At 69.5% G+C, this 24518-nt stretch carries 24 protein-coding genes; 9 read left to right on the top strand and 15 right to left on the bottom strand.

The features are described 5' to 3' along the window. Positions 1-25 precede the first annotated feature (25 nt). Positions 26-2173, bottom strand: a complete 2148-nt coding sequence (recG, locus tag AC1VNM_RS22490) for an ATP-dependent DNA helicase RecG (RefSeq protein ID WP_483108362.1) — start codon at positions 2171-2173, stop codon at positions 26-28. A 259-nt stretch (positions 2174-2432) separates the two neighbouring features. Between recG and AC1VNM_RS22495 the strand changes: the two genes are divergently transcribed. The 4 genes from AC1VNM_RS22495 to AC1VNM_RS22510 all read left to right on the top strand — a co-directional run bounded on the left by AC1VNM_RS22495 (position 2433) and on the right by AC1VNM_RS22510 (position 6271). Further along, positions 2433-3185: a substrate-binding periplasmic protein gene (locus tag AC1VNM_RS22495; protein WP_377158743.1), complete on the top strand. Its 753-nt coding sequence runs from the start codon at positions 2433-2435 to the stop codon at positions 3183-3185. Positions 3186-3201: 16 nt separating this feature from the next. Further along, positions 3202-4245: a tRNA preQ1(34) S-adenosylmethionine ribosyltransferase-isomerase QueA gene (gene queA, locus AC1VNM_RS22500; protein WP_377158742.1), complete on the top strand. Its 1044-nt coding sequence runs from the start codon at positions 3202-3204 to the stop codon at positions 4243-4245. 126 nt (positions 4246-4371) lie between these two features. Beyond that, positions 4372-5400, top strand: a complete 1029-nt coding sequence (gene sigJ, locus AC1VNM_RS22505; protein WP_483108363.1) for an RNA polymerase sigma factor SigJ — start codon at positions 4372-4374, stop codon at positions 5398-5400. A 196-nt stretch (positions 5401-5596) separates the two neighbouring features. Further along, on the top strand, positions 5597-6271 hold the full coding sequence (locus tag AC1VNM_RS22510) for a PEP-CTERM sorting domain-containing protein (protein ID WP_377158740.1): 675 nt from the start codon (positions 5597-5599) through the stop codon (positions 6269-6271). 91 nt (positions 6272-6362) lie between these two features. On the opposite strand, the gene argG is transcribed toward AC1VNM_RS22510, so the two are convergent. The 3 genes from argG to AC1VNM_RS22525 form a co-directional block, all read right to left on the bottom strand. Beyond that, positions 6363-7703, bottom strand: a complete 1341-nt coding sequence (gene argG / locus AC1VNM_RS22515) for an argininosuccinate synthase (RefSeq protein WP_483108364.1) — start codon at positions 7701-7703, stop codon at positions 6363-6365. A 91-nt stretch (positions 7704-7794) separates the two neighbouring features. Then, positions 7795-8385, bottom strand: coding sequence for an IMPACT family protein (locus AC1VNM_RS22520; RefSeq protein ID WP_483108365.1), 591 nt, complete (start codon positions 8383-8385; stop codon positions 7795-7797). 40 nt (positions 8386-8425) lie between these two features. Then, positions 8426-9208: a substrate-binding periplasmic protein gene (locus AC1VNM_RS22525; RefSeq protein ID WP_483108366.1), complete on the bottom strand. Its 783-nt coding sequence runs from the start codon at positions 9206-9208 to the stop codon at positions 8426-8428. A gap of 112 nt (positions 9209-9320) precedes the next feature. Here AC1VNM_RS22525 and tgt point away from each other — a divergent pair, with 112 nt between their 5' ends. The 3 genes from tgt (at position 9321) to AC1VNM_RS22540 (ending at position 11657) form a co-directional block, all read left to right on the top strand. After that, positions 9321-10448 carry a tRNA guanosine(34) transglycosylase Tgt gene (gene tgt, locus AC1VNM_RS22530; protein ID WP_483108367.1) on the top strand — a complete coding sequence of 376 codons (1128 nt, stop codon included), beginning with the start codon at positions 9321-9323 and terminating at the stop codon, positions 10446-10448. Between the two features lie 182 nt (positions 10449-10630). Then, the gene (locus AC1VNM_RS22535) at positions 10631-11131 is read left to right on the top strand and encodes a hypothetical protein (RefSeq protein ID WP_483108368.1); all 501 of its coding nucleotides are present in this window, start codon (positions 10631-10633) and stop codon (positions 11129-11131) included. 64 nt (positions 11132-11195) lie between these two features. Further along, the gene (locus AC1VNM_RS22540) at positions 11196-11657 is read left to right on the top strand and encodes an STY0301 family protein (RefSeq protein ID WP_483108369.1); all 462 of its coding nucleotides are present in this window, start codon (positions 11196-11198) and stop codon (positions 11655-11657) included. Positions 11658-12117: 460 nt separating this feature from the next. Here the strand turns inward: AC1VNM_RS22540 and AC1VNM_RS22545 are convergent, their stop codons facing one another. The 5 genes from AC1VNM_RS22545 to AC1VNM_RS22565 all read right to left on the bottom strand — a co-directional run bounded on the left by AC1VNM_RS22545 (position 12118) and on the right by AC1VNM_RS22565 (position 17385). Further along, positions 12118-14043 (bottom strand): MFS transporter, encoded by a 1926-nt coding sequence (locus AC1VNM_RS22545; protein ID WP_377158730.1) that lies wholly within the window; start codon positions 14041-14043, stop codon positions 12118-12120. A 59-nt stretch (positions 14044-14102) separates the two neighbouring features. Then, a complete protein-coding gene (locus tag AC1VNM_RS22550; RefSeq protein ID WP_483108370.1) occupies positions 14103-14933 on the bottom strand; it encodes a DUF2145 domain-containing protein in 831 nt (276 codons plus the stop codon). Further along, complete coding sequence (locus AC1VNM_RS22555) at positions 14930-15373, bottom strand: hypothetical protein (RefSeq protein WP_377158727.1); 444 nt, start codon at positions 15371-15373, stop codon at positions 14930-14932. Before AC1VNM_RS22555 ends, AC1VNM_RS22550 begins: the two co-directional genes overlap by 4 nt. A gap of 62 nt (positions 15374-15435) precedes the next feature. Then, positions 15436-15909, bottom strand: a complete 474-nt coding sequence (locus AC1VNM_RS22560) for a YiaA/YiaB family inner membrane protein (RefSeq protein WP_377158725.1) — start codon at positions 15907-15909, stop codon at positions 15436-15438. Between the two features lie 228 nt (positions 15910-16137). After that, the gene (locus AC1VNM_RS22565; RefSeq protein ID WP_483108371.1) at positions 16138-17385 is read right to left on the bottom strand and encodes an amidohydrolase family protein; all 1248 of its coding nucleotides are present in this window, start codon (positions 17383-17385) and stop codon (positions 16138-16140) included. A gap of 152 nt (positions 17386-17537) precedes the next feature. Here AC1VNM_RS22565 and AC1VNM_RS22570 point away from each other — a divergent pair, with 152 nt between their 5' ends. Next, positions 17538-18302 (top strand): helix-turn-helix domain-containing protein, encoded by a 765-nt coding sequence (locus tag AC1VNM_RS22570; protein ID WP_431100988.1) that lies wholly within the window; start codon positions 17538-17540, stop codon positions 18300-18302. 21 nt (positions 18303-18323) lie between these two features. Here AC1VNM_RS22570 and AC1VNM_RS22575 read toward each other — a convergent pair whose 3' ends face one another. Genes AC1VNM_RS22575 through AC1VNM_RS22590 form a run of 4 tightly spaced genes read right to left on the bottom strand, consistent with a single transcriptional unit; the run spans position 18324 to position 21313 of the window. Next, the gene (locus tag AC1VNM_RS22575) at positions 18324-18998 is read right to left on the bottom strand and encodes a CAAX prenyl protease-related protein (protein ID WP_483108372.1); all 675 of its coding nucleotides are present in this window, start codon (positions 18996-18998) and stop codon (positions 18324-18326) included. 54 nt (positions 18999-19052) lie between these two features. Further along, positions 19053-19460 (bottom strand): DUF2000 family protein, encoded by a 408-nt coding sequence (locus AC1VNM_RS22580; RefSeq protein ID WP_483108373.1) that lies wholly within the window; start codon positions 19458-19460, stop codon positions 19053-19055. Between the two features lie 40 nt (positions 19461-19500). Then, positions 19501-20352 carry an AraC family ligand binding domain-containing protein gene (locus tag AC1VNM_RS22585; protein WP_483108374.1) on the bottom strand — a complete coding sequence of 284 codons (852 nt, stop codon included), beginning with the start codon at positions 20350-20352 and terminating at the stop codon, positions 19501-19503. Beyond that, on the bottom strand, positions 20342-21313 hold the full coding sequence (locus tag AC1VNM_RS22590; protein ID WP_483108375.1) for a LysR family transcriptional regulator: 972 nt from the start codon (positions 21311-21313) through the stop codon (positions 20342-20344). The genes AC1VNM_RS22585 and AC1VNM_RS22590 overlap by 11 nt, the downstream gene beginning before the upstream one ends. 141 nt (positions 21314-21454) lie before the next feature. Between AC1VNM_RS22590 and AC1VNM_RS22595 the strand changes: the two genes are divergently transcribed. Then, entirely contained in the window at positions 21455-22096 is a 642-nt protein-coding gene (locus tag AC1VNM_RS22595; RefSeq protein WP_483108376.1) for an NAD(P)-dependent oxidoreductase, read from the top strand. A 171-nt stretch (positions 22097-22267) separates the two neighbouring features. Here AC1VNM_RS22595 and AC1VNM_RS22600 read toward each other — a convergent pair whose 3' ends face one another. Together AC1VNM_RS22600 and AC1VNM_RS22605 are read right to left on the bottom strand one after the other, a co-directional pair. Continuing rightward, on the bottom strand, positions 22268-23122 hold the full coding sequence (locus AC1VNM_RS22600; protein ID WP_483108377.1) for a 23S rRNA (adenine(2030)-N(6))-methyltransferase RlmJ: 855 nt from the start codon (positions 23120-23122) through the stop codon (positions 22268-22270). Positions 23123-23170: 48 nt separating this feature from the next. Further along, positions 23171-24358, bottom strand: coding sequence for a hypothetical protein (locus tag AC1VNM_RS22605; protein ID WP_483108378.1), 1188 nt, complete (start codon positions 24356-24358; stop codon positions 23171-23173). Positions 24359-24518 lie beyond the last annotated feature (160 nt).

The following is a 24518-nucleotide window of genomic DNA, read 5'->3' on the forward strand; positions in this document are numbered from 1 at the left end:
CCCTGAGCGATCCGGCCCTGAGCGATCAGGCCTTGAGGTACTCGGTCTTGTGACCGAGCCACCGCTCGACCTGCAGCTGCGCGGCGCGCGGCTGCTCGTCGAGCAGACGGGGCGCCAGCGCCCGCGCCGCGCTCAGCAGCGGCGCGTCTTCCTGGAGATCGGCGAAGCGCAGCAACTGCGCGCCGCTCTGGCGCGCGCCCATGAATTCCCCCGGTCCGCGGATGTCGAGGTCGCGTCGCGCGATCTCGAAGCCGTCCGTGGTCTCGGCCATCGCGCGCAGGCGCGACTTGCCGGTGTCCGAGAGCGGCCCGGTGTAGATCAGGACGCACACGCTGGCGACCGATCCCCGCCCCACGCGGCCGCGCAGCTGGTGCAGCTGCGACAGGCCGAAGCGCTCCGCGTGTTCGATGACCATCACGCTGGCGTTGGGCACGTCGACGCCGACCTCGATGACGGTCGTCGCGACGAGGATCTGCATCTGCCCGCCGCTGAACAGCGACATCACCGCGGCCTTCTCCGCCGACGGCATGCGGCCGTGCAGCAGTCCGACCATCTTCCCCGGCAGCGCGGCCCCGAGTTCGGCATGCGTCTCGGTGGCGTTCTTGAGATCGAGCGCTTCCGACTCCTCGATCAGCGGACAGACCCAGTAGACCTGCCGCCCGTCCTCGACGGCGGCGGCGATCTTCTCGATGACGTCGTCGCGTCTGCTGTCCGCGAAGACGCGCGTGACGATCGGGCTGCGTCCCGGCGGCAGTTCGTCGATCGTCGACACGTCCAGGTCGGCGAAGTAGGTCATCGCCAGCGTGCGCGGGATCGGCGTGGCGCTCATCATCAGCAGGTGCGGCTCGAGCGGGCTTGAGCCCGAGGCGCCCGCGCCCGCGGCGCCGGTGGCCTCGTCCGCGAGCTTCTTGCGCAGCGCCAGCCGCTGCGCGACGCCGAAGCGGTGCTGCTCGTCGATGATCGCCAGCCCCAGCCGGTGGAAGCGCACCTTGTCCTCGATCACCGCGTGCGTGCCGACGATCAGCGTGGCCTCGCCCGAGGCGGCCGCGTCGAGCATCTTCTGCCGCGCCTTGCCCTTGATGCTGCCGGTGATCCAGGCGACGCGGATGCCCAGCGGCTCCAGCCAGCCGATGAGCTTGCGGAAGTGCTGCTCGGCCAGGATCTCGGTGGGCGCCATCAGCGCGCATTGCCAGCCGGCGTCGATCGCCACGGCGGCCGCGAGCGCGGCCACCACGGTCTTGCCCGACCCGACGTCGCCCTGCAGCAGGCGGTGCATCGGTTGCGGGCGGGCCAGGTCGGCGGCGACCTCCTCGGCGACACGGTGCTGCGCGCCGGTCAGCGCGAAGGGCAGGGCGGCGAGCAGCCGTTCATGCAGGCCGCCGGGCCTGCCACGCAGCGGCGGTGCGCGCAGATGGGCCCGCTCGCGCTGGGCCCGCTGCTGGCTGAGCTGCTGTGCGAGCAGCTCTTCGAACTTGAGCCGCTGCCAGGCCGGATGGGTGTGGTCCTCCAGCGTCGACAGGCCGGCCGACGGCGGCGGGTGGTGCAGGAAGTTGAGCGCGTCGCGCAGCGCGGGCAGCCCCTTGGGGACGAGCGCCAGCGGCAGGACCTCGTCCAGCGGCGCTCTGCGCAGCGCGGACGCGACGGCCTTGCGCAGGTAGGCCTGCGGCAGCTGGGCGCTGGTCGGGTAGACCGGCGTCAACGAGGTCGACAGCGGCGTGTCCACGTCGACCTTGCGGAAGCTCGGATGGACCATCTCGCGACCGAAGAAGCCCACGCGGATTTCGCCGCGCACCCGCACGCGGGTGCCGACCGCCATCGTCTTCTGATGCGCGGGATAGAAGTGGAGGAAGCGCAGCGTCAGCAGCGCGCCGTCGTCGTCGCGCAGCTTGACCAGCAGTTGCCGGCGGCCGCGGATCTCGATGCGGCTCTCGATGACCTCGCCTTCGCACTGGAGCGTGTCGCCATCGCGGGCGCGGTCCAGCGGCGTCAGCGTGGTCTCGTCCTCGTAGCGCAGCGGCAGGTGCAGCGCGAGGTCGATGTCGCGCGTCAGGCCCATCTTTTCCATCGCCTTCTGCGGCGCGGACTTGGACGGCGCGGCCTCTCCGCCCGCTCCCGCGCGACCCGGTTTCGCGGGCGGCGGCGGCGACGATGGAGCGGTGCTGGCCTCGGACATATGGGCAGGATTCTGCCTCGGACGCCGCCCTGTCCCGGACGTGACCAGGGAGGGCGGACGACGGCGGATGGGCACATCGAACGCCGGCCCGATACCGATGCATTTCGCGCGTGGCCGTGACCGATTGCCCGTTAGGCCCGCCGTTCTGGCGTTCGCACCCGGGTCGGAGGGGAGTCGCTCGCCACTCACGGCTGCTAGGCTGGCCCAGACGCGCCTGCCGGCCGTCTGCCCTCATCGATCCAACTCACCCCGTCCGCCCATGACCACCCGCCGCAAGAGCCTGCTCTGGCTCGCCGCCACCGCCATGCCGGCGCTGCCGGCGCAGGCAGAGGATGCGCCGGTGCGGATGGTCGCCACCGAATTCCCGCCCTACACCGGCAGCACCTTGCCGGGCGGCGGCATCGCCTGCGAGGTCACCCGCGCGGCCCTGCGTCAGTCGGGCCGGTCGATGACGCTCACCTTCCGCCCCTGGGCGCGGGCGCTGCTCGAGTTCCAGCGCGGCGAACATGACGGCGTCATCGGCGCGTGGCGCTCGGCGGAGCGCGAGCGCACGATGCGCTTCCCGCAAGCGCTGGGCATCCTCAACCAGGTCGGCTTCATGGCGCGCGCGGATCACAGGCTTCGCGTCGACGACCTCGCCGCGCTGCGCGAGGTGCGCATCGGCGTCGTCAACGGCTACGCGAATCCGCCCCGTTTCGACGCCGCGAACCTGCCCATCGAGAGCGCCGTCGACGACCTCGCCAACCTGCGCAAGCTGCTGGCCGGTCGCGTCGATCTGGCGCTGATCGACAAGGGCGTCGGCGCCCATCTGCTGGAGACGCACCTGCGCGAGGCCGCCGGCAAGCTGGTGTGGCTGGAGCCCTCGGTGTCGGAGATCCCGCTGTTCACGGTGTTTTCGAAGATCCGGCCCGAAGGCGAGCGCTTCGCCGCCGCGCTGAGCCGCGGCATCGGCGATCTGCAGGGCAGCGGGCGGCTGGCGATGCTGCTGCAGCAGGGGGCGCGCTGGCAGTAGTGGGAAAATCGTTCCCATGTCCCGAACCTTCTCGGTGAGCGATTTCGATTTCGCTCTGCCTCCCGACCTCATCGCCCAACACCCCGCCGCGGAACGCAGCGCCTCGCGTCTGCTCGACGGCCGGTCCGATCCGCCCGTCGACCGCGTGTTCCGCGAACTGCCCGATCTGCTGAATCCCGGCGACCTGCTGGTGTTCAACGACACCAAGGTCATCAAGGCCCGCCTGTACGGCGCCAAGGCCAGCGGCGGCGCGGTCGAGGCGCTGGTCGAGCGCGTGCTGCCCGGCACCCGCGAGGTCTGGGCCCACATGCGCGCCAGCAAGAGCCCGAAGGCGGGCGCCGTGGTGCGCTTCGCCGACGCTTTCGACGCCGAGGTCCTCGGCCGTTGCGGACCGGACGACGGTCTCTTCCACCTGCGCCTGTCCGGCGACCCGTTCGAGTTGCTCGAGCAGCACGGCCATGTGCCGCTGCCGCCCTACATCGAGCACGGCGACTCGGCGGACGACGTGCGGCGCTACCAGACCGTGTTCGCGCGCGAGCCCGGCGCCGTGGCCGCGCCGACCGCCGCGCTGCATTTCGACGAAGCCCTGCTGGCGCGGCTGGCAGAACGCGGCGTCGGCACGGCGCACGTGACGCTGCATGTCGGCGCCGGCACCTTCCAGCCGGTGCGCGTCGAATCGCTGGCCGAGCACAAGATGCACAGCGAGTGGTTCCAGGTCACGTCCGACACCGTCGACGCGATCGCGCGCTGCCGCGCCGCGGGTGGCAAGGTGACTGCCGTCGGCACCACGACGCTGCGCGCGCTGGAGTCGGCGGCGCTCGGCGGCGGGCTGAAGGCCGGCGCGCGGGAGACCGACATCTTCATCACGCCGGGCTTCGACTTCCAGGTCGTCGACCGGCTGGTGACCAACTTCCACCTGCCCAAGAGCACGCTGATGATGCTGGTGTCGGCCTTCGCCGGCTACGAGCCCATCATGGCGCTCTACCGCCATGCGATCGCGCAGCGCTACCGCTTCTTCAGCTACGGCGACGCCATGCTGCTGGAGCGCGCCGGGCGCTGATCGACGCGGGTCCCGTTCCCGGGCCCGCCCTCCGTCGGCCGACGAGGGGCGGCTGCGCTCACCGGTCGTGTCACATCGGAGTAGGCTGCGTCGTCTTGTGAGCAAGACGACTCCGGACGACGCGCCATGACCGATCACGTTCCCGACCCTGCTCCCGACGCTCCCGCCGCCAACGGCCCGGCGCTCGACCCTTCGCCCGCCGCGCGCGCGCTGCGCTACGACCGCGATCACGCCCGATCGCTGCGGGCGCTGGCCTACCGGATGCTGGGATCGCGCGCCGAGGCCGAGGACATCGTCCAGGAAGCGTGGCTGCGCTGGGCCGATGTCGACGAGTCGACCGTGCGCCACGCCGGCGCCTTCCTGTCGCGGCTGGTGACCAACCTCTGCCTGGACCGGCTGCAGTCGGCGGCGATGCGGCGCGAGCAGTACGTCGGCGTCTGGCTGCCCGAGCCGCTGGTCGACGAGGCCGGCGACTGGTCGCCGAGCCCCGAGGCGCAGGCCGAGTTCGCGCAGGACGTGTCGGTGGCGTTCATGCTGACGCTGGAGCGGCTCTCCCCGCTGGAGCGCGCCGCCTTCCTGCTGCACGAGGTGTTCGAGCTGGACTTCGACGAGATCGCGCGCCGGCTGGGCCGCAGCGCCGCGGCCTGCCGCCAGCTGGCGAGCCGCGCGCGGCAGCACGTCAAGGCCGACTACGCGCGCCACGAGGTCGAGGATGAGGAGCGCCAGCGCCTGTTCCAGGCCTTCATGGGGGCCTTGCAGTCCTTCGACGTCGAGGGCCTGGCCAAGGTGCTGACCGACGACGCGATCCTGCTGGCGGACGGCGGCGGCAAGGTCTCGGCGGTGCCGCGCATGCTCGAAGGCGGCGCCCTGGTGGCGAGGACCTTCGTGGGTTTCGTGAAGATGCCGACCGCCCGGGACTGGCGCGTCCGCCCGGCGCGGGTCAACGGACTGCCGGGCTACATCGTCTACGACGTCGCCGGCGAACCGATCCAGACCGTCGCGCTGCGACCCGCGCCGCAACCGGGCCGGGTCAGCGCGATCTATGTCCAGCGCAATCCCGACAAGCTCGGTCACCTGCCGAGGATCGAGCCGCTCGTGGTTTCCGGGGCCGTGCCGCCGTCCGTTTCCGCCCCGCCCGGCGACGGTGCGGCGTGAGCCGAAAATGGGCGCGATGCGCCCACACAGCGCAGTTCCGCGCCGTTCTGGCGCGATATGACCGGGGAGGCAACACCCGACCCCCTCCTTCGGACTGTGGTGTCCCCCCGTGCCCACGGGGGGTTGGGCGTGTTTGGGAATCCCTATGTTTAGGGACAATCGAGCCTACAAGATCTACCTCTGCTCGGGATTCACCATGACGCTGTTCGCACGTACTTCGATCGCCGCCGCCGCCGCGCTGTTCAGCGGCCTGGCCGCCGCCGCCTCCATCGGCGGCCTGGTGAACACCGGCGCCGGACAGTCGACCGGCAGCACCGACACCAACTACAAGTACACGGCCACCGGCAATGCGGCCGGCCTGTCCGGTTTCGGCGTCGTCAGCAACGGCAGCGCGGATCCGTTCCCGAGCTGGCTGCCCAACACGGCGACCTCGTCGTGGCTGATCCCCGGTGCCGACCAGAACACCAACTACAGCCCGACGGGCAATTCGACGTTCACCTGGACGCTGAACTTCGACCTGACCGGCTTCGACGCCAGCAGCGCCTCGTTCAGCGGCCACTGGGCGGCGGACAACAACGGCGTGCTGCTGCTCAACGGCGTGGCGATCTCGACGATCTCCGGCCAGCGCGGCTACGCGGACTGGACCTCGTTCGCGGCCTCGAGCGGCTTCCTCGCGGGCGTGAACACGCTGCAGTTCGTCGTGACCGACACGGTCGACCAGACCTACAACTTCACCGGCCTGCGCGCGGAGTTCCTGAGCTCCAACGTCAACGCCGCGGTTGCCCCGGCCGTCCCGGAGCCGCACACCTACGCGCTGATGCTGGCGGGCCTGGGCGCGCTGGGCTTCCTGGTGCGCCGCCGCCGCGGCTGATCGCCGGGATCGGGGCGTCGGCCCCGCGAATGAAAAAAGCCGCTGAGCGATCAGCGGCTTTTTGCTTTCCGGCTCGGTGCCGACTCGGTGCTTATTCGCCCCCGCCGGTCAGCAGCGGAATCGAGCCTTCCGAGTTCTTGCCCAGCAGGCCGCTGCGGCTGTAGACGCCGAGCTTCTCGCGGGTGTCGGCGATGTCCAGGTTGCGCATCGTCAGCTGGCCGATGCGGTCGGCCGGCGTGAAGGCGGCGTCCTCGACCTTCTCCATCGACAGGCGCTCCGGCGCGTAGGTCAGGTTGGGGCTGACGGTGTCGAGGATCGTGTAGTCGTTGCCGCGGCGCAGCTCCAGCGTCACTTCACCGGTGATCGCGCGGGCGACCCAGCGCTGGGCGGTCTCGCGGAGCATCAGGCATTGCGGGTCGAACCAGCGGCCCTGGTACAGCAGACGGCCGAGCTTCATGCCGTTCATGCGGTACTGCTCGATCGTGTCCTCGTTGTGGATGCCGGTGACCAGGCGCTCGTAGGCGATGTGCAGCAGCGCCATGCCGGGGGCTTCGTAGATGCCGCGGGACTTGGCCTCGATGATGCGGTTCTCGATCTGGTCGCACATGCCCAGGCCGTGGCGGCCGCCGACGCGGTTGGCTTCCATGAACAGGTCGACCGGGTTGGCGTAGGTCTGGCCGTTGATCGCCACCGGCACGCCTTCCTCGAAGCGCACCGTCACCGTCTCCGCCTTGATCGCCACGTCGTCGCGCCAGAAGGCCACGCCCATGATCGGGGTGACGATGTTCATGCCCTTGTTCAGGAACTCCAGGTCCTTGGCCTCGTGGGTGGCGCCCAGCATGTTGGAGTCGGTCGAGTAGGCCTTCTCCACGCTCATCTTGTAGTCGAAGCCGTTGGCGATGAGGTACTCGCTCATCTCCTTGCGGCCGCCGAGCTCGTCGATGAAGGTCTGGTCCAGCCAGGGCTTGTAGATCTTCAGCGCCGGGTTGGCCAGCAGGCCGTAGCGGTAGAAGCGCTCGATGTCGTTGCCCTTGAACGTCGAGCCGTCGCCCCAGATGTTGACGCCGTCGTCGCGCATGGCCACGACCAGGGCGGTGCCGGTCACGGCGCGGCCCAGCGGGGTCGTGTTGAAGTAGGTGGCGCCGCCGCTCTTGATGTGGAACGCGCCGCACTGCAGGGCGGCGATGCCTTCGGCGACCAGCAGCGCGCGGCAGTCGACCAGGCGGGCGATCTCGGCGCCGTAGGCCTTGGCCTTGCGGGGGATCTCGTCGTAGTCGCTCTCGTCGGGCTGGCCGAGGTTGGCGGTGTAGGCGCAGGGGACGGCGCCCTTGCCGCGCATCCAGTGCACCGCGGCGCTGGTGTCCAGGCCGCCCGAGAAGGCGATGCCGACGCGCTCGCCGGCGGGAATCTTTTGGAGGATGGTTGCGGCCACGGTACGCCTCACGGTAGGGGAAAATGCAACCTGCGATGTTAGCGTGCTTACTTCGAAGGTCAGCGCGCTTATCGCTCCGCCAACGGGCAACTCAGGCTTCCTTGAGCCAGCCGATCCGCCCTTGCCCGGCCTCGTTGAGCACTGCGATGAAGCCCTCAGCGGCGCTCTCCGGCAAGCGCAGCGTGACCTCGACCAGCGCCCCATGCGCCACGTCCACCAGCTGCGCCCCGGCCTTCTCGGCCTCGCGCCTCAGCAGGCCTTCCTGCGCGTAGGGCAGGGTGCAGCGCAGCGTCCGCAGCCGGATCACCGGCACCTTGTCGGCCTTCAGCAGCGCCTGCGCGACGGCGTCGGTGTAGGCGCGCACGAGTCCGCCCGCACCCAGCTTCACGCCGCCGAAGTAGCGCACCACCGTCGCCAGCACGCCTTCCAGGTCCTGGTGGCGCAGCACCTCCAGCATCGGGCGGCCGGCGGTGCCGCCGGGCTCGCCGTCGTCGTTGGCGGCCGACTGCCCGCCGGCCATCAGCGCCCAGCAGACATGGGCGGCGCCGGGGTGTTCGGTGCGCAGCTGCTCGACGCGCGCCAGCGCCGCGGCGCGATCGGGCACCGATTCCACGCAGCCGATGAAGCGGCTCTTCTTGATGATCAGTTCGGCGTGGACCGGCGCGGCGAGGCTGTGGGGCATGGGCGGGATTGTCGCGTCCGCGTCGTCCGACGCGATTGCCTCACGGGGTCTGGGACAGATCGCCGAGATGCTTGTGCTTGAAGCCCTCGATGGTCCCATCCTTGAGCATCTCGTCGACGGCATGCCGCATGAGGTCGCGATCGGCCTGCGGAATGCGTTCGCGGGACAGCGCCAGCGCGCCGATGCTGCGCTCGTTCGGCGCGAAGGACAGCGCGGTGAAGGCTGCGAACACCGGATCCGCGCGCCGCGCGAGGGCCAGGCTGTGCGCGCCCAGCACGACGGCGTCACCGCGGCCGGCCTTGAAGATGCGGATCGCGGTGGGCTGATCGGGCGCCTCGTCGACGCGGCCCTGGATGCGCAGGGTCGTGAGCCACGATTCCACCGTCGGCGTGAAGACGTAGCCGCGCACGACGATGACGCGGCGCCGCTTGTCGGCGAGGAAGGCCGCGGGCGTTCCGCTTGAGGCCGCCAGCGCCGGGCGCATCACGACGAACTGCTTCGACTCGATGTACGGGATGAACTCGACGAGGAGCTCCCGCTCCTTCGTCATCATCGCGGAGACCGTCATGTCCATCTGGCCGGAGGCGAGCCGCGCCCAGATGCGCACGCGCGATTCGGTGATGGCCGAGAGCTTGCAGCCACTGCGGCGGGCCACTTCGTCGACGACGTCCTTGTCGATGCCGGTCCAATGTCCCTGGGCGTCGCGGTAGTAGAGCCCGCTGTACTCGTAGAGGCCGACCGTGTACGGCCCGCAGGCGAGCGCGGGCGCCGGCGCGATGGTGCCGGCGGCCGTCGCGACAAGGGCGGCGATCCAGGACCTCAAGATGCTTCTCCGGGGAGTCTGCGCTCCCGATTGCGAGAGGAGTCTACGCCGCGGCCGTGACGCCTCGCCACGGCGCGACCCCCATCGGACGCGGGGCCCGATAATCGCGCCCATGCTGAAGTTCGAACTGCTCAAGACCGAAGGCCGCGCGCGACGCGGCGTCATGACGCTCAACCACGGCGTCGTGCAGACGCCCATCTTCATGCCGGTGGGCACTTACGGCACCGTCAAGGGGGTGATGCCGAGGTCGCTCGAGGAAATGGGCGCGCAGATCATCCTGGGCAACACCTTCCACCTCTGGATGCGGCCGGGCCTGGACATCATGAAGCAGTTCGGCGGGCTGCACCGCTTCGAGAGCTGGAACAAGCCCATCCTCACGGACTCGGGCGGCTTCCAGGTCTGGTCGCTGGGCGAGATGCGCAAGATCAGCGAGGAGGGCGTCAAGTTCGCGTCGCCGGTGAACGGCGACAAGCTGTTCCTGACGCCCGAGATCTCGATGCAGATCCAGACGGTGCTCAACAGCGACATCGTCATGCAATTCGACGAATGCACGCCGTATGAATCCAAGGGCCAGCTGACGACCGAGAAGGAAGCGCGGCTGTCGATGGAGATGAGCCTGCGCTGGGCCAAGCGCTGCCAGGACGAGTTCACGAAGCTGCAGAACCCGAACGCGCTGTTCGGCATCGTGCAGGGCGGGATGTTCGAGAACCTGCGCGACGTGTCGCTGGCCGGGCTCAAGGACCTGGACCTGCCGGGTTACGCGATCGGCGGGCTGTCGGTGGGCGAGCCAAAGGCGGACATGCTCCGCATCCTCGATCACATCGCGCATCAGCTGCCGGCGGACAAGCCGCGCTACCTGATGGGCGTGGGCACGCCGGAGGACCTGGTCGAAGGCGTGCGCCAGGGCGTCGACATGTTCGACTGCGTCATGCCGACACGCAACGCGCGCAACGGCCACATGTTCACCCGCTTCGGCGACCTGCGGCTGCGCAACGCGCGCTACAAGTCCGATGAGAAGCCGGTCGACGAGACCTGCAGCTGCTACTGCTGCCAGAACTTCAGCCGCGCCTACCTGCATCACCTCGACCGCTGCGGTGAGATGCTCGGCCCGATGCTGACGAGCGTGCACAACCTGCACTACTACCTCAACCTGATGAAGGAAGTCCGCGAGTCGCTGGATGCCGGCGACTTCGAAGGGTTCCGGCAGCGGTTCGCGGCGGATCGGGCGCGCGGGGTGTGAGACCGCCTGCCTGCTGAAGGCGCCTACCTGCTGAGGATGGGGCGTTGGCCGCCGATGCATGGGGCCTTGGCGGCAAGCGCCAAAACCCCACGCATCGCCGTCCCCCATCAACGCCGTCCTTCCACGGTTTTGCGACCGGGGACTTCAGAAGGTCCTAAGTTCGGGCGTGCAAAGATGGCGTGATGCTGAAGTTGCTCGTCGCGCCGTTCCGCTGGCTGATCCGCGTCGTCCTGGCCATCATCATCCTCTTCGAGGAATGGGGCTGGGAGCCGCTGCAGCGCGTGATGGGCGCCATCGGCCGCCTGCCGGTGCTGCGCCAGCTGGAAGCCGTCGTGAGACGGCTTCCGCCGTATGTGGCGCTCGTCGTCTTCTTCCTGCCGGGCCTGCTGCTGCTGCCGATCAAGCTGCTGGCGCTCTGGCTCATGGGCATCGGCCGGCCGGGTCTGGGGCTCGCCGTCATCGTCCTCGCCAAGGTCGTCGGCACGGCGGTGGTCGCGCGGATCTTCGCGCTGACGCAGCCCGCGCTGATGAGCCTGCCCTGGTTCGCGCGCCTCTACGACCGCTGGACTGTATGGAAGGAAGGCCTGCTGGTCTGGGTGCGCGCGAGCGCGGTGTGGCGCTCGGCGAGGGCGATCAAGTTGAGGATCAGGCGGCTGATGCGGCGAGGCGCGCGTAGCGCGTGATATTGAGCGGGATGACCATGGTCAGTGGCTTCGGCGCTCAGGCCTCCTAGACTGCCTCTCCATCATGCGCATCGCCTTGTCGCCCGTCCGTTTCATCACCCTCGCGATGCTGTCTGCCGGCTTCGGATTGGAGGCGGCCGCTGCGCCGGAGCCCTTCAGTTGCCCGGCGCAACTGCCCCTCACGAATCAGTCGCTCACCACCGTTCCCGCCGGCTGGGAAGCCACCACCGCAGGCTCCGAGCGTACGCAACACCAACTCACCGGTTTCGCCCTGAACGCCGGACCAGTCGGCTCGCCCAACGGCGAGATCTACGACAAGGAAGAAGAGCGCAAGGACGGCAAGGGCGGCGCGACTCGCACGCAGAGCTGGAACCTGCAAGGCATGACCGGCGGTTTCGCCGTCTGCAGCTATTTCCGCACTCGCGTGGAGCTGGCGCGCTCGCTCGACGGCTACTCCAGCTGCGAAGTGGTCTACAAGCGCTCGAAGAACAGCGATTTCAAGATGGCGTCGGCGAGCTGCCGTTGATTTCGCCTCGAAGAGCCTTGTGAGGCTCAAGAGCAGAAGGCCCTCTTGCGGATCAAGCGTTCGGTAAGCGTGTTGACAACATGTCGCCGCCCGTTGGCATCTTCAAAGGCCGCTGTTCCCTCGGAACGGCGGCCTTTCCTCATTGGCGATCCGGTGCTTCGTGGCCGCAGCGGGGGCAGGTTCGAACGTCAAGCAGCCAAGCGAGCCAGTCGTTGCTCGACATCTTCGAGATCCCATGCCAGACAAGGCTCAAGCCGCAGGAGGGGCACCGGATGGCCAGACAGGCCCCGACGAGCACGAAAAGCCCAGTAAGCGACGCCGCGAGCTTGAGCATGGCTGGACTCGTACCGAGCAGAGTGGCAAGAGCATCTGGGATGAGGTAGCAAGCACCAACCGCCGCTACGCTCGCTGCGCAGAGCCATAGCTTCCAACGCTGTGATGCCACAAGCCTCATGTCAGCTCACGCCTTCGCTGTCTGAGCCACCACAGCGCTTTCCGGGCCCAGCAGCGCCGCCACCCGTTCCCGCAGCAATTCCGGCGTCACATCCTTCGCCGCGATCGGCGCCGACGCCACCAGCCCCACGCGGCTGAACAGCCCGCGCCGGAACGGCCGCACCATCGCCTGCCCCTGCTCGACGCGCGAGAAGAACGAGCCCCACAGGTTCTGCAGCGCCATCGGCACCACCGGCATGTCGGGGCGCCCCTCCAGCAGCTTCATCACGCCGCCCCTGAACGTCTGCAGCGAGCCGTCGCGCGTCAGGCCGCCCTCGGGGAAGATCCCCACCAGCTCGCCGTCGTCGAGCACCGCCTGCGCGGCGGCGAACGCGGCGTCGTAGGTCGCGGCGTCTTCCTTCTGCGGCGCGATCGGGATCGCCTTGGCCAGCTTGAACAGCCAGCCGAGCACCGGCACCCGGAAGATGCGGTGATCCATCAGGAAGCGGATCGGCCGCGGACTCGCCGCCATCAGCAGCACCGCGTCGACGAAGCTCACGTGGTTGCACACCAGCACCGCCGCGCCTTGCGTCGGGATGTGCTGATCGCCGCTGACGCGGAAGCGGTAGATGACGCGCGACAGCACGAAGGCGAAGAAGCGCAGCAGGTATTCCGGCACCACCAGGAAGATGTAGAACGCGACCAGCGCGTTGGCGATGCCGACCACCAGGAACAGCTGCGGGATCGACAGCCCGGCGCCCAGCAGCGCACCGGCCAGGATCGAGCTGGCGATCATGAACAGCGCGTTGAGGATGTTGTTGGCCGCGATGATCCGCGCGCGGTGCGACGGCTGGGCGCGCATCTGGATCAGCGCGTACATCGGCACGCTGTACAGGCCGGCGAAGAGCGCCAGCAGGCCCAGGTCGGCCAGCACGCGCCAGTGCGCATGATTCGCGAGGAAGGTGCCCACGCTCATCGGCGCCGACGGCGGCAGCCCGCGCGACGCGAAGTACAGGTCGATCGCGAAGACGCTCATCCCGATCGCGCCCAGCGGCACCAGGCCGATCTCGACTTGTCGGCGCGACAGCACCTCGCACAGCAGCGAACCGACGCCGATGCCGACGGAGAACACCATCAGCAGCAGCGACGCCACCTGCTCGTTGCCGTGCAGCACTTCCTTCGCGAACGACGGGAAGTTGGCCAGGAACACCGCGCCGAAGAACCACATCCACGAGATGCCCAGCAGCGAGCGGAACACCGCCAGCTGGCCGTGCGCGAGCTTCAGGTTGCGCCAGGTCTCGCTGACCGGGTTCCAGTTGATGACGAGGTTCGGATCCGTCGACGGACTGGCGGGAATCGCCTGCGCCGTCGCGCGACCGAGCAGCGCCACCACCACGCAGGCGATCGCGACGTGCTGCGGCCCGACGATCGGCGTCGCGACCAGCAGGCCGCCCGCCAGGTTGCCCAGCAGGATGGAGACGAAGGTGCCCATCTCCACCATGCCGTTGCCGCCGGTGATCTCGTGATCGTTCAGATGCTGCGGCAGGTAGGCGTACTTGACCGGCCCGAACAGCGTCGAGTGCAGCCCCATCAGGAACACGCAGCCCAGCAGCACCGGCACGTTGACGGCGTAGAAGCCGTAGGCGGCCAGCGCCATGATGACGATCTCGAGCGATTTCACGAGGCGCATCAGCCGCGCCTTGTCGTACTTGTCGGCGAGCTGGCCGCTGGTGGCCGAGAACAGCACGAACGGCAGGATGAACAGCGCGCCGATCGCCAGCCCGGCCTGCGCCGCCGGCAACCAGCTCACGTTGAGCTGGTAGGTCACCAGCACGGTGAAGGCGAACTTGAACAGGTTGTCGTTGCCCGCGCCAAGGAACTGCGTCCAGAAGAACGGCGCGAAGCGGCGCTGGCTCAGCAATGCGAACTGGCTGGTGTGGGAAGAGTCGCTCATGGGAGGGCTCGCTGTGGAAGTCGGGGGAGGAGATCGATCAGTGGCCTGGCGCGCGGTCGTCAGGGCGCGGCCTTGACGTTCTGCGGCGCCTGGCCGTAGCCGCTGCGGGTTAGCCAGCTGAAGATGGTGTCGGCGGTGGTGGTCTCGATGTGGCCGGAGAAGCGCTTCGCGGACGGATGATCGTCGAAGGCCACGTTGGCCATGCCGATGCGCGCGCCCAGGCGCTTCGCGGTCGACAGGCGCAGGTCCGACGGCTCGTAGCCCTGGCGCTTGAGCCAGTCCTGCGCCTGCGCTCGGTTGAAGACCTCGCGCGGCGCCGCGGCCGCCGCCAGGGTCTCCAGCGCCCACTGGTTGCTCTGCTGATACTCGCGGGACCACGGGTACGCGACCATGTTGTAGGCCGGCGTGTGCAGCGCGGCGACGCGGGCGTTCTCGCGCAGCAAGGGCAGCAGCGCCTGCTGCAGTTCGGGCTTGAGCACCGAGTACGCCGCCTCGTAGCGGAACGGGCTGTCCATGAAGAACTCGCCCAGCCCTTGCCGGTACAGGTCGGCCAGCGCCGTGCCGCACTGGTTGAGCTTGTGCATCACGCGCCAGACCGGCTTGGCATCGGCGCCGCTGCCTATCGTGTCGCGATAGACGAAGCCCACATGCGACCAGCGCAGCCCGTACTCGCTGAGGTTCTGGCCCGCGCGCGCCAGCAGCACCACGTCCGCGCCGCTGCGGTCCAGCGCGGCGGCGGTCGCCTGCGCCAGGTCCATGCCGCGCCGGATCTGGTCGAGCGTGGGCTGCTTGTCCTCGCAGGGCCGGCCCGCGTGGGCCGGTGCCGTCGCGAGGGTCGCCGCCAGCGCGGCAGCCGCCAGGACCGCCTTCATGGCAGGGCCGCCGCTCATCGCGTGACGCGGTCCTTGTTGGTGACGCGCTCGTTGTAGAGCAGCGAGGCGCCGATCTCGTTCGGGATGAAGGCGATGGCCTCGGCCGCGGCGGAGATCACATAGCCCGTGCTGATCGCCGTGACGACGACGGCCGTGCCGACGGAGGTCGCGGCGCCGACCACCACCTTGCCGGAGAACTCGACGCTGATGCGCACGCCGTCGGAGGCGCGCTCCAGGACCCAGACGGTGCCGCGGGCGGTGCTCTCGACCGCGACGACGACGAAGGCCGCGCCGCCGGCCAGCACCGCGGAGGGCGCGACGACCGAGATGGCGACCGGGACGGCGGACAACGCGACGCTGGCGTCACTGGGACCGCCGTGGGCGCGGGCGGCGCCGGTCGCCCCGAAGGCGAGGGCGGCGGCAGTCAGCAGGGTGATGAGGGACGAACGGGGACGCATGGGAAGACTCCTTGCGGTCGGAAAGGTCGAAGAGGGGATCGGTGCGAGGTCGGCGGCGGCGCTCATTGAGCGGCGGCCGGCACGGCTTCGCGCTGGGCCTCGCGGCGGCCTTGCTGGCGCGCCTCGGCCAGGTCGGCCTCGTGCGCATCGCGCAGCATCTTGGCGAGGGTGAAGACGTTGGAGATCAGGTAGAGCCAGCAGACCAGCAGGTAGGCCTTCCAGACCGGCTGGACCTCCATGCGCCACAGGCCCCAGCCGGTGAGCGACATCGCCAGCGCGAAGCCGCTCCAGACGACCAGGCCCCACATCGGCGTGTCGGTGCGGGCGCCCTGGTTGTCGCGGATGTACTTGGACAACGCGAAGGCGGCGGACAGGCAGAACACGTAGCCCATGACCATGAAGGCGCGGTCCAGGTCGGCGCCGGGCAGCCAGGCCAGACCGATCGCGCACAGCGCGACGCTGATGCCGAAGGAGATCCACACCTGGTAGCGCCAGGCTTGCGTGTCGCGCTGGATGCGGATGTGCGGGGTGCTCATGTCTACGTTTCCTCCTGTGGGCCGGTCGGTCAGGACCGGTGTGTTTGCCGGGGTCATCGCCCCTTTGAGTGGTTTCCGGTGGCGATGGCGCGACTGTCGTCGCGAGCGGTCCGGTCCCCCTGCAGATTTGCGGCGAGTATCACCCGCCGCCTATCCCGGTATCGATCGGTGCTACCGCTTGGTCCGGCCCCGATCGCCTGGGTAGGCCCCGGGGTTCCGGGGTGTCCTTCACGCCGCCTGCACAGGGAAGTGCCGGGCGGTCGCGAAGACCGGGGCGGCCAGTGCGTCTCCCTGCCACCGGGCGAGCCGCTTGAGGGCGAGATCAAACATCAGGGGGTGGTGGTCGCGCAATGCCCCCAAAGGAGCGACGTGGGCCTCGTCCAGTACACCCGCCCGGACGAGTTGGGCCAGCCGGACCAGGGGCAGCACCCCCGGCAGCGGGTAGTCGGAGCCGTGCAGCAGCCGGTCGTGCCAGTCCTGGCGACGCAGCACGGTCCGCCAGACCTCGGGCCGGCGGTTGAACTGGAACATCGCGGAGACGTCGCCCAGCAGCAGGCCCTGCCAGGCAGGTTCGTCCATCAGGCGGGCGAAGAGTTCGAAGGCGGGCACGGAGCGGGGGCGGGGGAGGTCCAGGTCCATCGCGTGACCCAGCGAGGCGCAGTGCGCCGCGATCACGCGCACGCCGTGGCGCAGCGGTTCGCGCAGCAGCAGCGGATTGCCGAGGTCCTGGCGGTCCGCGCCGGGGACGGCGTGCTCCTCCCCGCAATGGACGATGAGCGGAAGGCGTGCCGCGGCGAGACGGTCGTAGAACGGCCGCAACCGGGCGTCGCGCAGATCGATGGCCATGCTGCTGGGCAGCCACTTGATCGCCAGCGCGCCGCCGGCGATTGCGCGGTCCAGCCGTGCCAGTGCGTCTTCGCGGTTCGGATGGATGCTGGCGACCCAACCGAAGCGGTCGGGTCGTGCGGCCGCGACGGCGCGGGCATACGCATCGGGCACGTGGAAGGTCGTCCAGTCGGGCCGTCGGTGGCCGGCGGCGTCCACGGCCTCGTCGAACGCAAAGAGCAGCCAGCGTGCGCCGACCGGGAACGCATCGGCCAGCGCGGTGAGGCGGCGGACGTACGCGCGGTCGATATCGCCCGCGGCGACGGCGAGCGGATCGACGCAGGCGCCGTTGAGGATCGCGTGCTTGCGGGCGAACTCGACCGGATGCCACCACTGCGACAGCGACGGCGCGATCCAGCAGCCCGAACCCGAATCGCCGGTGCCGATCAGATGGGCGTGGACGTCCCAGAGCTGCTGGAGGTCGAGGCCGTCCCAGATCCGTTCGAGCCACTGCGGATCGACGCCCGGAATCGGCAGAGAGGCATGGCCGCAGGGATTGCGCAACGGACCGGCCGCATCGGCCGCGAGCGCGCTGAAGAGACCCGCCGCCGCGGCGGCGCCGCAGCACAGGAGATGACGTCGGCTGAGCATGGTCGGCGCCCGTGGAAGTTGGAACGGACGCGATGGTCGGGACGCACGCCGGCCATGACGCGCTTCATGTGCGGCGGTATCGCGGCGCGGGCCGGCCGGTCTCGAATCCCGGTACCCGGTCGTGCCAGCGAGTTGCGCTAACGTCCGCCCCCATGGCGAGCACGCAATCCCTCATCGATCTGATCAAGGCCGAGCTGAAGCAGTCCGGCATCAGCTATGCGCAGCTGGCGACGGCGCTGGACCTGTCGGAGTCCAGCGTGAAGCGCATGTTCGCGTCGGGCGGCGAGATGCCGCTGTCGCGCATCGACGAGATCTGCCGCGTGCTGAAGACCGATTTCGCCGAGCTCTCGCAGCGCCTGGCGCAGTCGCAGCCCTTGCGCCGCGAGCTGACGCTGCAGCAGGAGCGCGAGGTCGTCGCCGACGAGAAGCTGCTGCTGACCGCCATCTGCTGCCTGAGCCAGTGGAGCTTCGAGCAGATCGTCGCGACCTACCGCATGGGCGAGCCGGACGTGACGCGCGCGCTGGCGCAACTGGACCGGCTCGGCATCATCGAGCTGCGGCCCTTGAACCGCTATCGCCTGCAGGTGGCGAAGACCTTCCGCTGGCGGCCGCAAGGTCCGGTAATGGCCTTCTTCCGCGAGAACGTCATGCAGGACTTCTTCGCCGGAGGCTTCGACAACGACGCGGAACTGTTGATGCTGGTCCACGGCCAGCTCAGCCCCGGCATGGCGCGCGAACTGCGCGACCGGCTTCAGCGCGTCGCCGAGGACTTCGCGCGCCAGCACCTGCTCGACCAGAAGCTGCCCGATGAGGAGAAGCGCCAGTTCACGCTCGTGATGGGCATGCGCTGCTGGCTGTTCGAGCGCTTCAAGCACCTGCAGCGGCCGGCGGCGGTGACGAAGGCGCTCAAGCGCTGAGCGGCGGCGCCTTCGGGCCGGTCACCAGAATTCCCAGCGTCCGCTGTAGACGACCCAGATCCCGAGCACCCCGTTCGTCACCGCATGCGCGATGACGGCGCACCACAGTTTGCCGGTGCGGATGTAGAGCCATGCATAGGCCGCGCCGGCGGCGATCGCCGCCAGCCACAGCGTGTGGGCGAGCATGAAGACGAAGGTCGACAGCACCAGCGCGCGCAGGCCGGCGGCGCGCGGATCGACGGTCTCGAACTGCGGGCTCGCGATCCAGCGCATCAGGAAGCTGCGCCAGAACAGCTCCTCCATCACCGGCACCAGCAGCGTCGCACCGAGCCAGCGGACCGCGATCAGCGGCCAGTCCACGCGACCGTCCGCCGTCATCGGCACGAAGGCGGCGGTCGCCTCGCCGAGCTGCATCCATGGCGCGTCCAGATGGATCCACAGCCCGAAGACGATCAACCCGACGGCGATGCTCAACCCGGCCTCGCCGAGACGCGGCCGGTTCTGCCGGTCGAATTCGCCGTAGCCGCGCCAGAACAAGGCCAGCGCGCCGCCGACCACCACCAGGTTCAATGCGTAGATCCAGCGCGGATCGAGACCCAGCGTGTTCTGCTCCGGCAAGGCGCCCCGCAGCGCCAGCAGCAACATGAAGAGGGCGAAGGGGACGATGCGGGCCCAGGCGGCTTGACTCAATGGCATCCGGCGAATGTACCGGCGAGCCGTGACCGTGCCATGCGGACAACCGAGGAACCGTCAGCGGTGCAGCGAGAGGCCCTTGACGGCCTTGTCGACCGCCTTCTTCGGTCCCCGCAGCGCCAATCCGACGAGGTCGGGGTGGTGGGCGTCCTCCGCGAGGAAGACGTTGCGGTTGGCTTCGTCATGGCCGGTGGAGAACATCGCATGGACGTAGGGCACCAGGGTCAGGTCGCTGTCGATGCCCCGGCGGTGCGCGGTCTGCAGGCCGGCGAGGTCGGCTTCGAAGACCAGCATCGGCTGGCCGAGCATGGCCGCGAACCGGCGCCCCAGGGCATCGACATACGGCTCCCCGATGGCCTCCGGCGCGGAGGCCGCCACGCCCGTCGCGAGGAACGCGGTCACGTTCAGCCGTTGCCAGGTCGCCAGGTCGTTCCGGACGATGATCGCCACTTTCGTATCAAACATGGACGTCGCACTGCGTGCTTCAACTGCGAAGACCGCATCCTCACGGTGGCCCCGGATCCCGGTCTAGAACGTTTGTGCAGCGGCGCCGGTAGTCCGCCGGCGTGAGGCGATAGGCCCGCTGGAACCAGCGGCCCAGGTGGCTCTGGTCGGAGAAGCCGACCTCGGTCGCCACTTCGGACGGACGATGGCCGCGCGCCAGCAGGGCCCGCGCGGCACGCAGCCGCAGGCTCACCAGGTAGGCATGCGGCGATTGCCCGAAGGACTGCTTGAACTGCCGCGTCAGCCGGAAGCGATCCATCCCGGTGTGCGCGACCAGATCGTCGAGGCCGACGTCCCAGGCCATCCGGTCATGGAGGAACTCGCGGGCGCGCTCGGCGAGCCGGGTGGAGTCCCCGCGGACCGGTTCGTCCGAGACACCGACATGCCGCGCGAGCAGCCCGATCAGGCGGTCGAGGTGCTGGTCGCAGCCCAGGCGCGACTCGCCGGCGTGCAGGGCGTCGAAGGCCTGCCCGATCGCCGAGACGAGGCGCGGATCCTCCGCCAGCGTGTCGCGAAACGCCGGCTGGATCGCGGACAACCCGCCGAGCCCGTGCTGCGCCAGCAACCGTGTCGTCCAGTCCTGCGGCAGGTAGAGCATCGCGTAGGTGAAGCCGGCATCCTCCGGGGCATGGCCGTCGTGGACCGCGCCCGGTTCGATCAGGATCGCGCGCCCGGGTGTGCTCGTGTGCAGCGCGCGTTGGCAACGGAAGCGCTGCACGCCTTGCTGCGTGATGCCGATCAGGAGCTCGTCGTGGCCGTGGGGGTCGTAAGCATGTCCGGTGAAGTGCGCCCGCACGGTCTCGATGCCGGTGCGCGGGTCGCGGCGCAGCTGGATCCAGTGGTCATCGGCCATCGGGGGCGCTCCTGGCGGATGCGGTCGACGATGCGGAGGATGCCGACGATGTCGGATGTGCTGTCGAGGGCGAGCCCGAAAACGCAGGACGAAGCGCCTCGATGGCATGCCGGACCTTGGCCGGTTGCGCATCGCGCTGCGGCGTCATCACGTAGACCGGCAGCGTCGGCAGCGACCAGCCCGGCAGCAGCGGCCACAGGCGGCCCTGGGCCTGCGACTCATCCACATCTTCCGCGCTGAGCAGCGCCAGCCCGATGCCCGCTTCGCAGAACTGCTGCAGGCTGAGCTGGTTGTTGCTGCTCGCGCGTGGGCTGACGCGCAGCACCTCTTCGCGCCCCTCGGGGCCGACGAGCGAGAGGCTGCGCATCGCGCCGCTGTCGGAACGCAGGAACACCCAGTCGTGCCGCGTCAGGTCCGACATCGAGGTGGGCACGCCGCGCCGCGCCAGATAAGCGGGCGCCGCATAGAGACCGACCGTCCGCTGGCCGATGCGCTGCGCGACCCAGTTGCTGTCGGGCAGCCGGCCGAAACGCACGGCCAGGTCGATGCGCTTGGCGACGAGGTCGGTGAAGCCGTCGTCGACTTCCAGGTGCAGGCTCATCCCCGGGTTCGCCGAGAGCAGCGGCCCGAGCGCCGGCCCGATCTGCCGCGCGGCGCCTACCGGCGCGCTGATGCGCAGCTCGCCTTCGGGCGCGTCGCGCAGGTGGTGCAGCTGGGTCTGCGCCTCGCGCGCGGCGGCGAGCATCGCCTGACAGCCTTGCACGAAGCGCTCGCCAGCGGGCGTCAGGCTGATGCGCCGCGTCGAGCGGTGCAGCAGCGTCACGCCCATGTCGCGCTCCAGCGCGCGCAGCTGCTGGCTGACCGCGGAGGTCGTGGTCTGGAGCTGCCGCGCCGCGGCGACCAGGCTGCCCTGTTCGACGACGGTCGCCAGCACGGCCATCCGGCGGAGTTGGTCCAGCATCGGGGATTGTGTAGATGGTCTAAAGAATGGAGTCGGATTCTGAGGACTTCTGCGGCGATTGTGAAGTTTCTACAGTTCACTTCATCGCGACACCCCGTCGCTCCCCCGAATCCCTCGGAATCTCCCTCGAAAGGAATCCCCATGAAAGTCGCCCTGATCGGACCGACCGGCTTTGTCGGCAAGGAAGTGCTCAAGGAACTGCTGTCCCGCGGCCACGAGGTTGTCGCCCTGGCGCGCGATCCGTCGAAGTTGGAAACCCGTTCCGGCCTGACCGTGGTGAAGGCCGACGCGAAGCAGGCGGACCAGGTCGCCGCCGCCGTCGAAGGCAGCGACGCGGTCGTCAGCGCCTACAACCCGGGCTGGTCGGTGCCGGACATCCACACCGAGTTCCTGGACGGCACCCGCGCGATCTACGAGGGCGTGAAACGCGCCGGCGTGAAGCGCCTGCTGGTGGTCGGCGGCGCGGGCAGCCTGTATGCGGCCCCGGGCGTGCAGATCGTGGACCTGCCGGAATTCCCGGACCAATGGAAGCAAGGCGCCCTGGCCGCGCGTGAAGCGCTGAACCTGATCCGCCTGGAGTCGTCGCTCGACTGGACCTTCCTGTCGCCCGCACCCCACCTGGAACCCGGCGAGCGCCGCGGCAGCTATCGCGTCAGCCTCGATACGCCGGTGACGGACGCCAACGGCCCGGCGCACGTGTCGACAGCCGACCTGGCAGTCGCCATCGTCGACGAGCTCGAACGCCCGCAGCACATCCGTCGGCGGTTCACGGTCGGGTATTGATCGCTGCAGGAGATCGCAGCGGAGGCCGGTGCCCCTGTCCGCTCAATCTCCTCCTCGCTGCTCGGAATTCGCTCCCAGGGGCACCGGCCTCCGCTGCTCCGAGCGAGAACTTCGTGTAAGCCCAAAGCCCGGAGCCCGGGGCCTCGAGCCCGGATGCGCGCGGGAGCGCGATCAGGCGGTCTGCTGTTCCAGCAGGTAGTTGGCGTCGTCGTACTGGCCGAGCGTGTCCACGAGCGTGGGCAGGCATTCGGCCAGCTTGTCGTGGAGCACGAACGGCGGGTTCACGACGAACATGCCGCTGCCCATCATGCCGAAGCCGCGCTCGTCGGCCTGCGTGACGGTGAGGCGCACGTGCAGCCAGCCCTTCTTCGCGACGGGCTCGGAGGCCGACTTCAGGCGCTGCACGAGCTGCGCGGACTCGACGGTCTGCAGCTGCGGATACCAGATCGCGATCGTGCCGTCGGCGAAGCGTTGCAGCCCTTCGCGCAACGCGGCGACGACCTTGCCGTAGTCGGCCTTGATCTCGTAGGAGGGGTCCATCAGCACGACGCCGCGCCGCGAGGGCGGCGGCAGTTCGGCCTTCAGCGACGCGAAGCCGTCCTGCTGCAGGACCTGCGTGTTGGCGCGGTCCTCGAGGTAGCTGGCGAGGATGCGGTGGTCGGTGCCGTGCAGCTCATAGCAGCGCAGGCGGTCGTCGAAGCGCATCAGCATGCGCGCGATGGCCGGCGAACCGGGGTACTGCTCGAGCTTCTTGCCGGGATTGAAGTCGTGCACCAGCTGCACGTACTGCTGCAGCGGCGCGGGCAGGTCCTTGCGCGAATAGAGCGCGGCGATGCCGCCGGCGTGTTCGGCGTTCTTCTGGGCGTAGCGGCCGTCGAGGGCGTATCCGCCGGCGCCGGCGTGGGTGTCCACGACGGTGTAGGGCTTGTCCTTTTCCCCCATGTAGCGGAGGACCTCGGCCAGCACCAGGTGTTTGAGCACGTCGGCGTGGTTGCCGGCGTGGAAGGCGTGTCGGTAAGCGAGCATGTCCGGCACTGTACCCGGTGCAGGCCGCGGGTCAGCTGCCCATCGGCCTCAAAGCTGAAACGCCCCCGGCGAATACGCCGTCCCCGCCGGCACTTCCTTGAGCCCGCACGGGTGCTGGTACTGCATCGCCGGCTTGAGCACCTGTCCGTCGACGACGCCCGCATCCACCGCACGCCCGATCAGCGGCGAGTCCGGCCGCAGCCGGAAGTCGTAGCGGTCCGCGTCGACGAAGCTGTCCAGCTCGACGAAGTAGTTGTGGTGCTGCTCGCGGTCCGGTCCGGCCGGCAGCTCGTGCTTGCCGCACAGCAGGTTGTTGATCAGCCGCAGCTTCTGCGCCTGCTGCGCCATGCGCAGGTACACGCCACCGGCCTGGCGCCGGTCGACCAGCGTGTTGTTGATCAGGTGCAGCTCGTTGCGGCGGTTGGACAGCCCCTCGCTGCCATACGCGATCAGGTGGTAGTTCTCGCTCGACGGGCTCTGCTGGATCACGTTGCCCATCACCAGCGCCACGCCGCCGTTGGGGAACTCGAGCTCGAAGCTCGCGCGGCCCGTCTCATCGGTCAGGCGGTTGTAGAAGAGGTGGTTCACCGCGGCGCGCGACTTGAGCAGATGACCCGATGCGCCGTGGTGGAAGTAGCTTGCGACCACCGACAGCTTGCCGATCGCCCCGACGTAGCAGGTGTGCGTGCGGCCCTCTCCAGGCGCAATCGGGCCGAAGTCGCAGGACTCGATGCGCAGCTCGATGCCGGCGTCGTTGCCGGCGAGCAGGCCGTTCTCGTTGTCCTGGAAACGGCAGTCGCGCAGCGTCAGCGAGCCCCGCTCCAGGCGGATGCCCGCGCCGTTGCGGTCCGGCACACGCGCGCCGACGAAGTCGAAGCCCTCGATCGTCATCCGTTTGCCGGTCGTGACGAAGATCCCCTTGCCCTGCGCATGCGCGCCCTTGGCCACCATCCGGGCGCGGCCGCCGACGGCGCGCAGGGTCAGGTCGTCCTGCGGCCAGACGGCGACGTCGCCGGCATAGTCACCGGCCTGCACCTCGATCGTCATGCCGGCCTTCGCCTGCGAGGCGGCCGCCGCCAGCGTCTTCACCGGATGGTCGGGCCCCACGTGCATCACGGCGCCCGACGCGCCGCCTCGCTGCGCGCGAGCCGACAGCAGCCAGGGCGCCAGCCCCAGCGAGGCGCCGGCCTGCAGAAGCCGGCGGCGTCGAGATTCGAGCGAGGAACCGAAGGGCATCGACAGGCTCCCGAGTCGTGGCGGTGGAGGAGGGGCGCCGCGCGGAGGGGGACGGCGTCCCCCGGCAGCCGGGCGAGTGTAGCCAAGCGTTTCAGCGCGGCCGTGAAGGTCACGCAAGGCCCCAGCCGGCGTCCGGGCTGTCGCCTAGGCGCTGCGACGG

The sequence above is a fragment of the Mitsuaria sp. MSU3D genome (assembly GCF_056867975.1).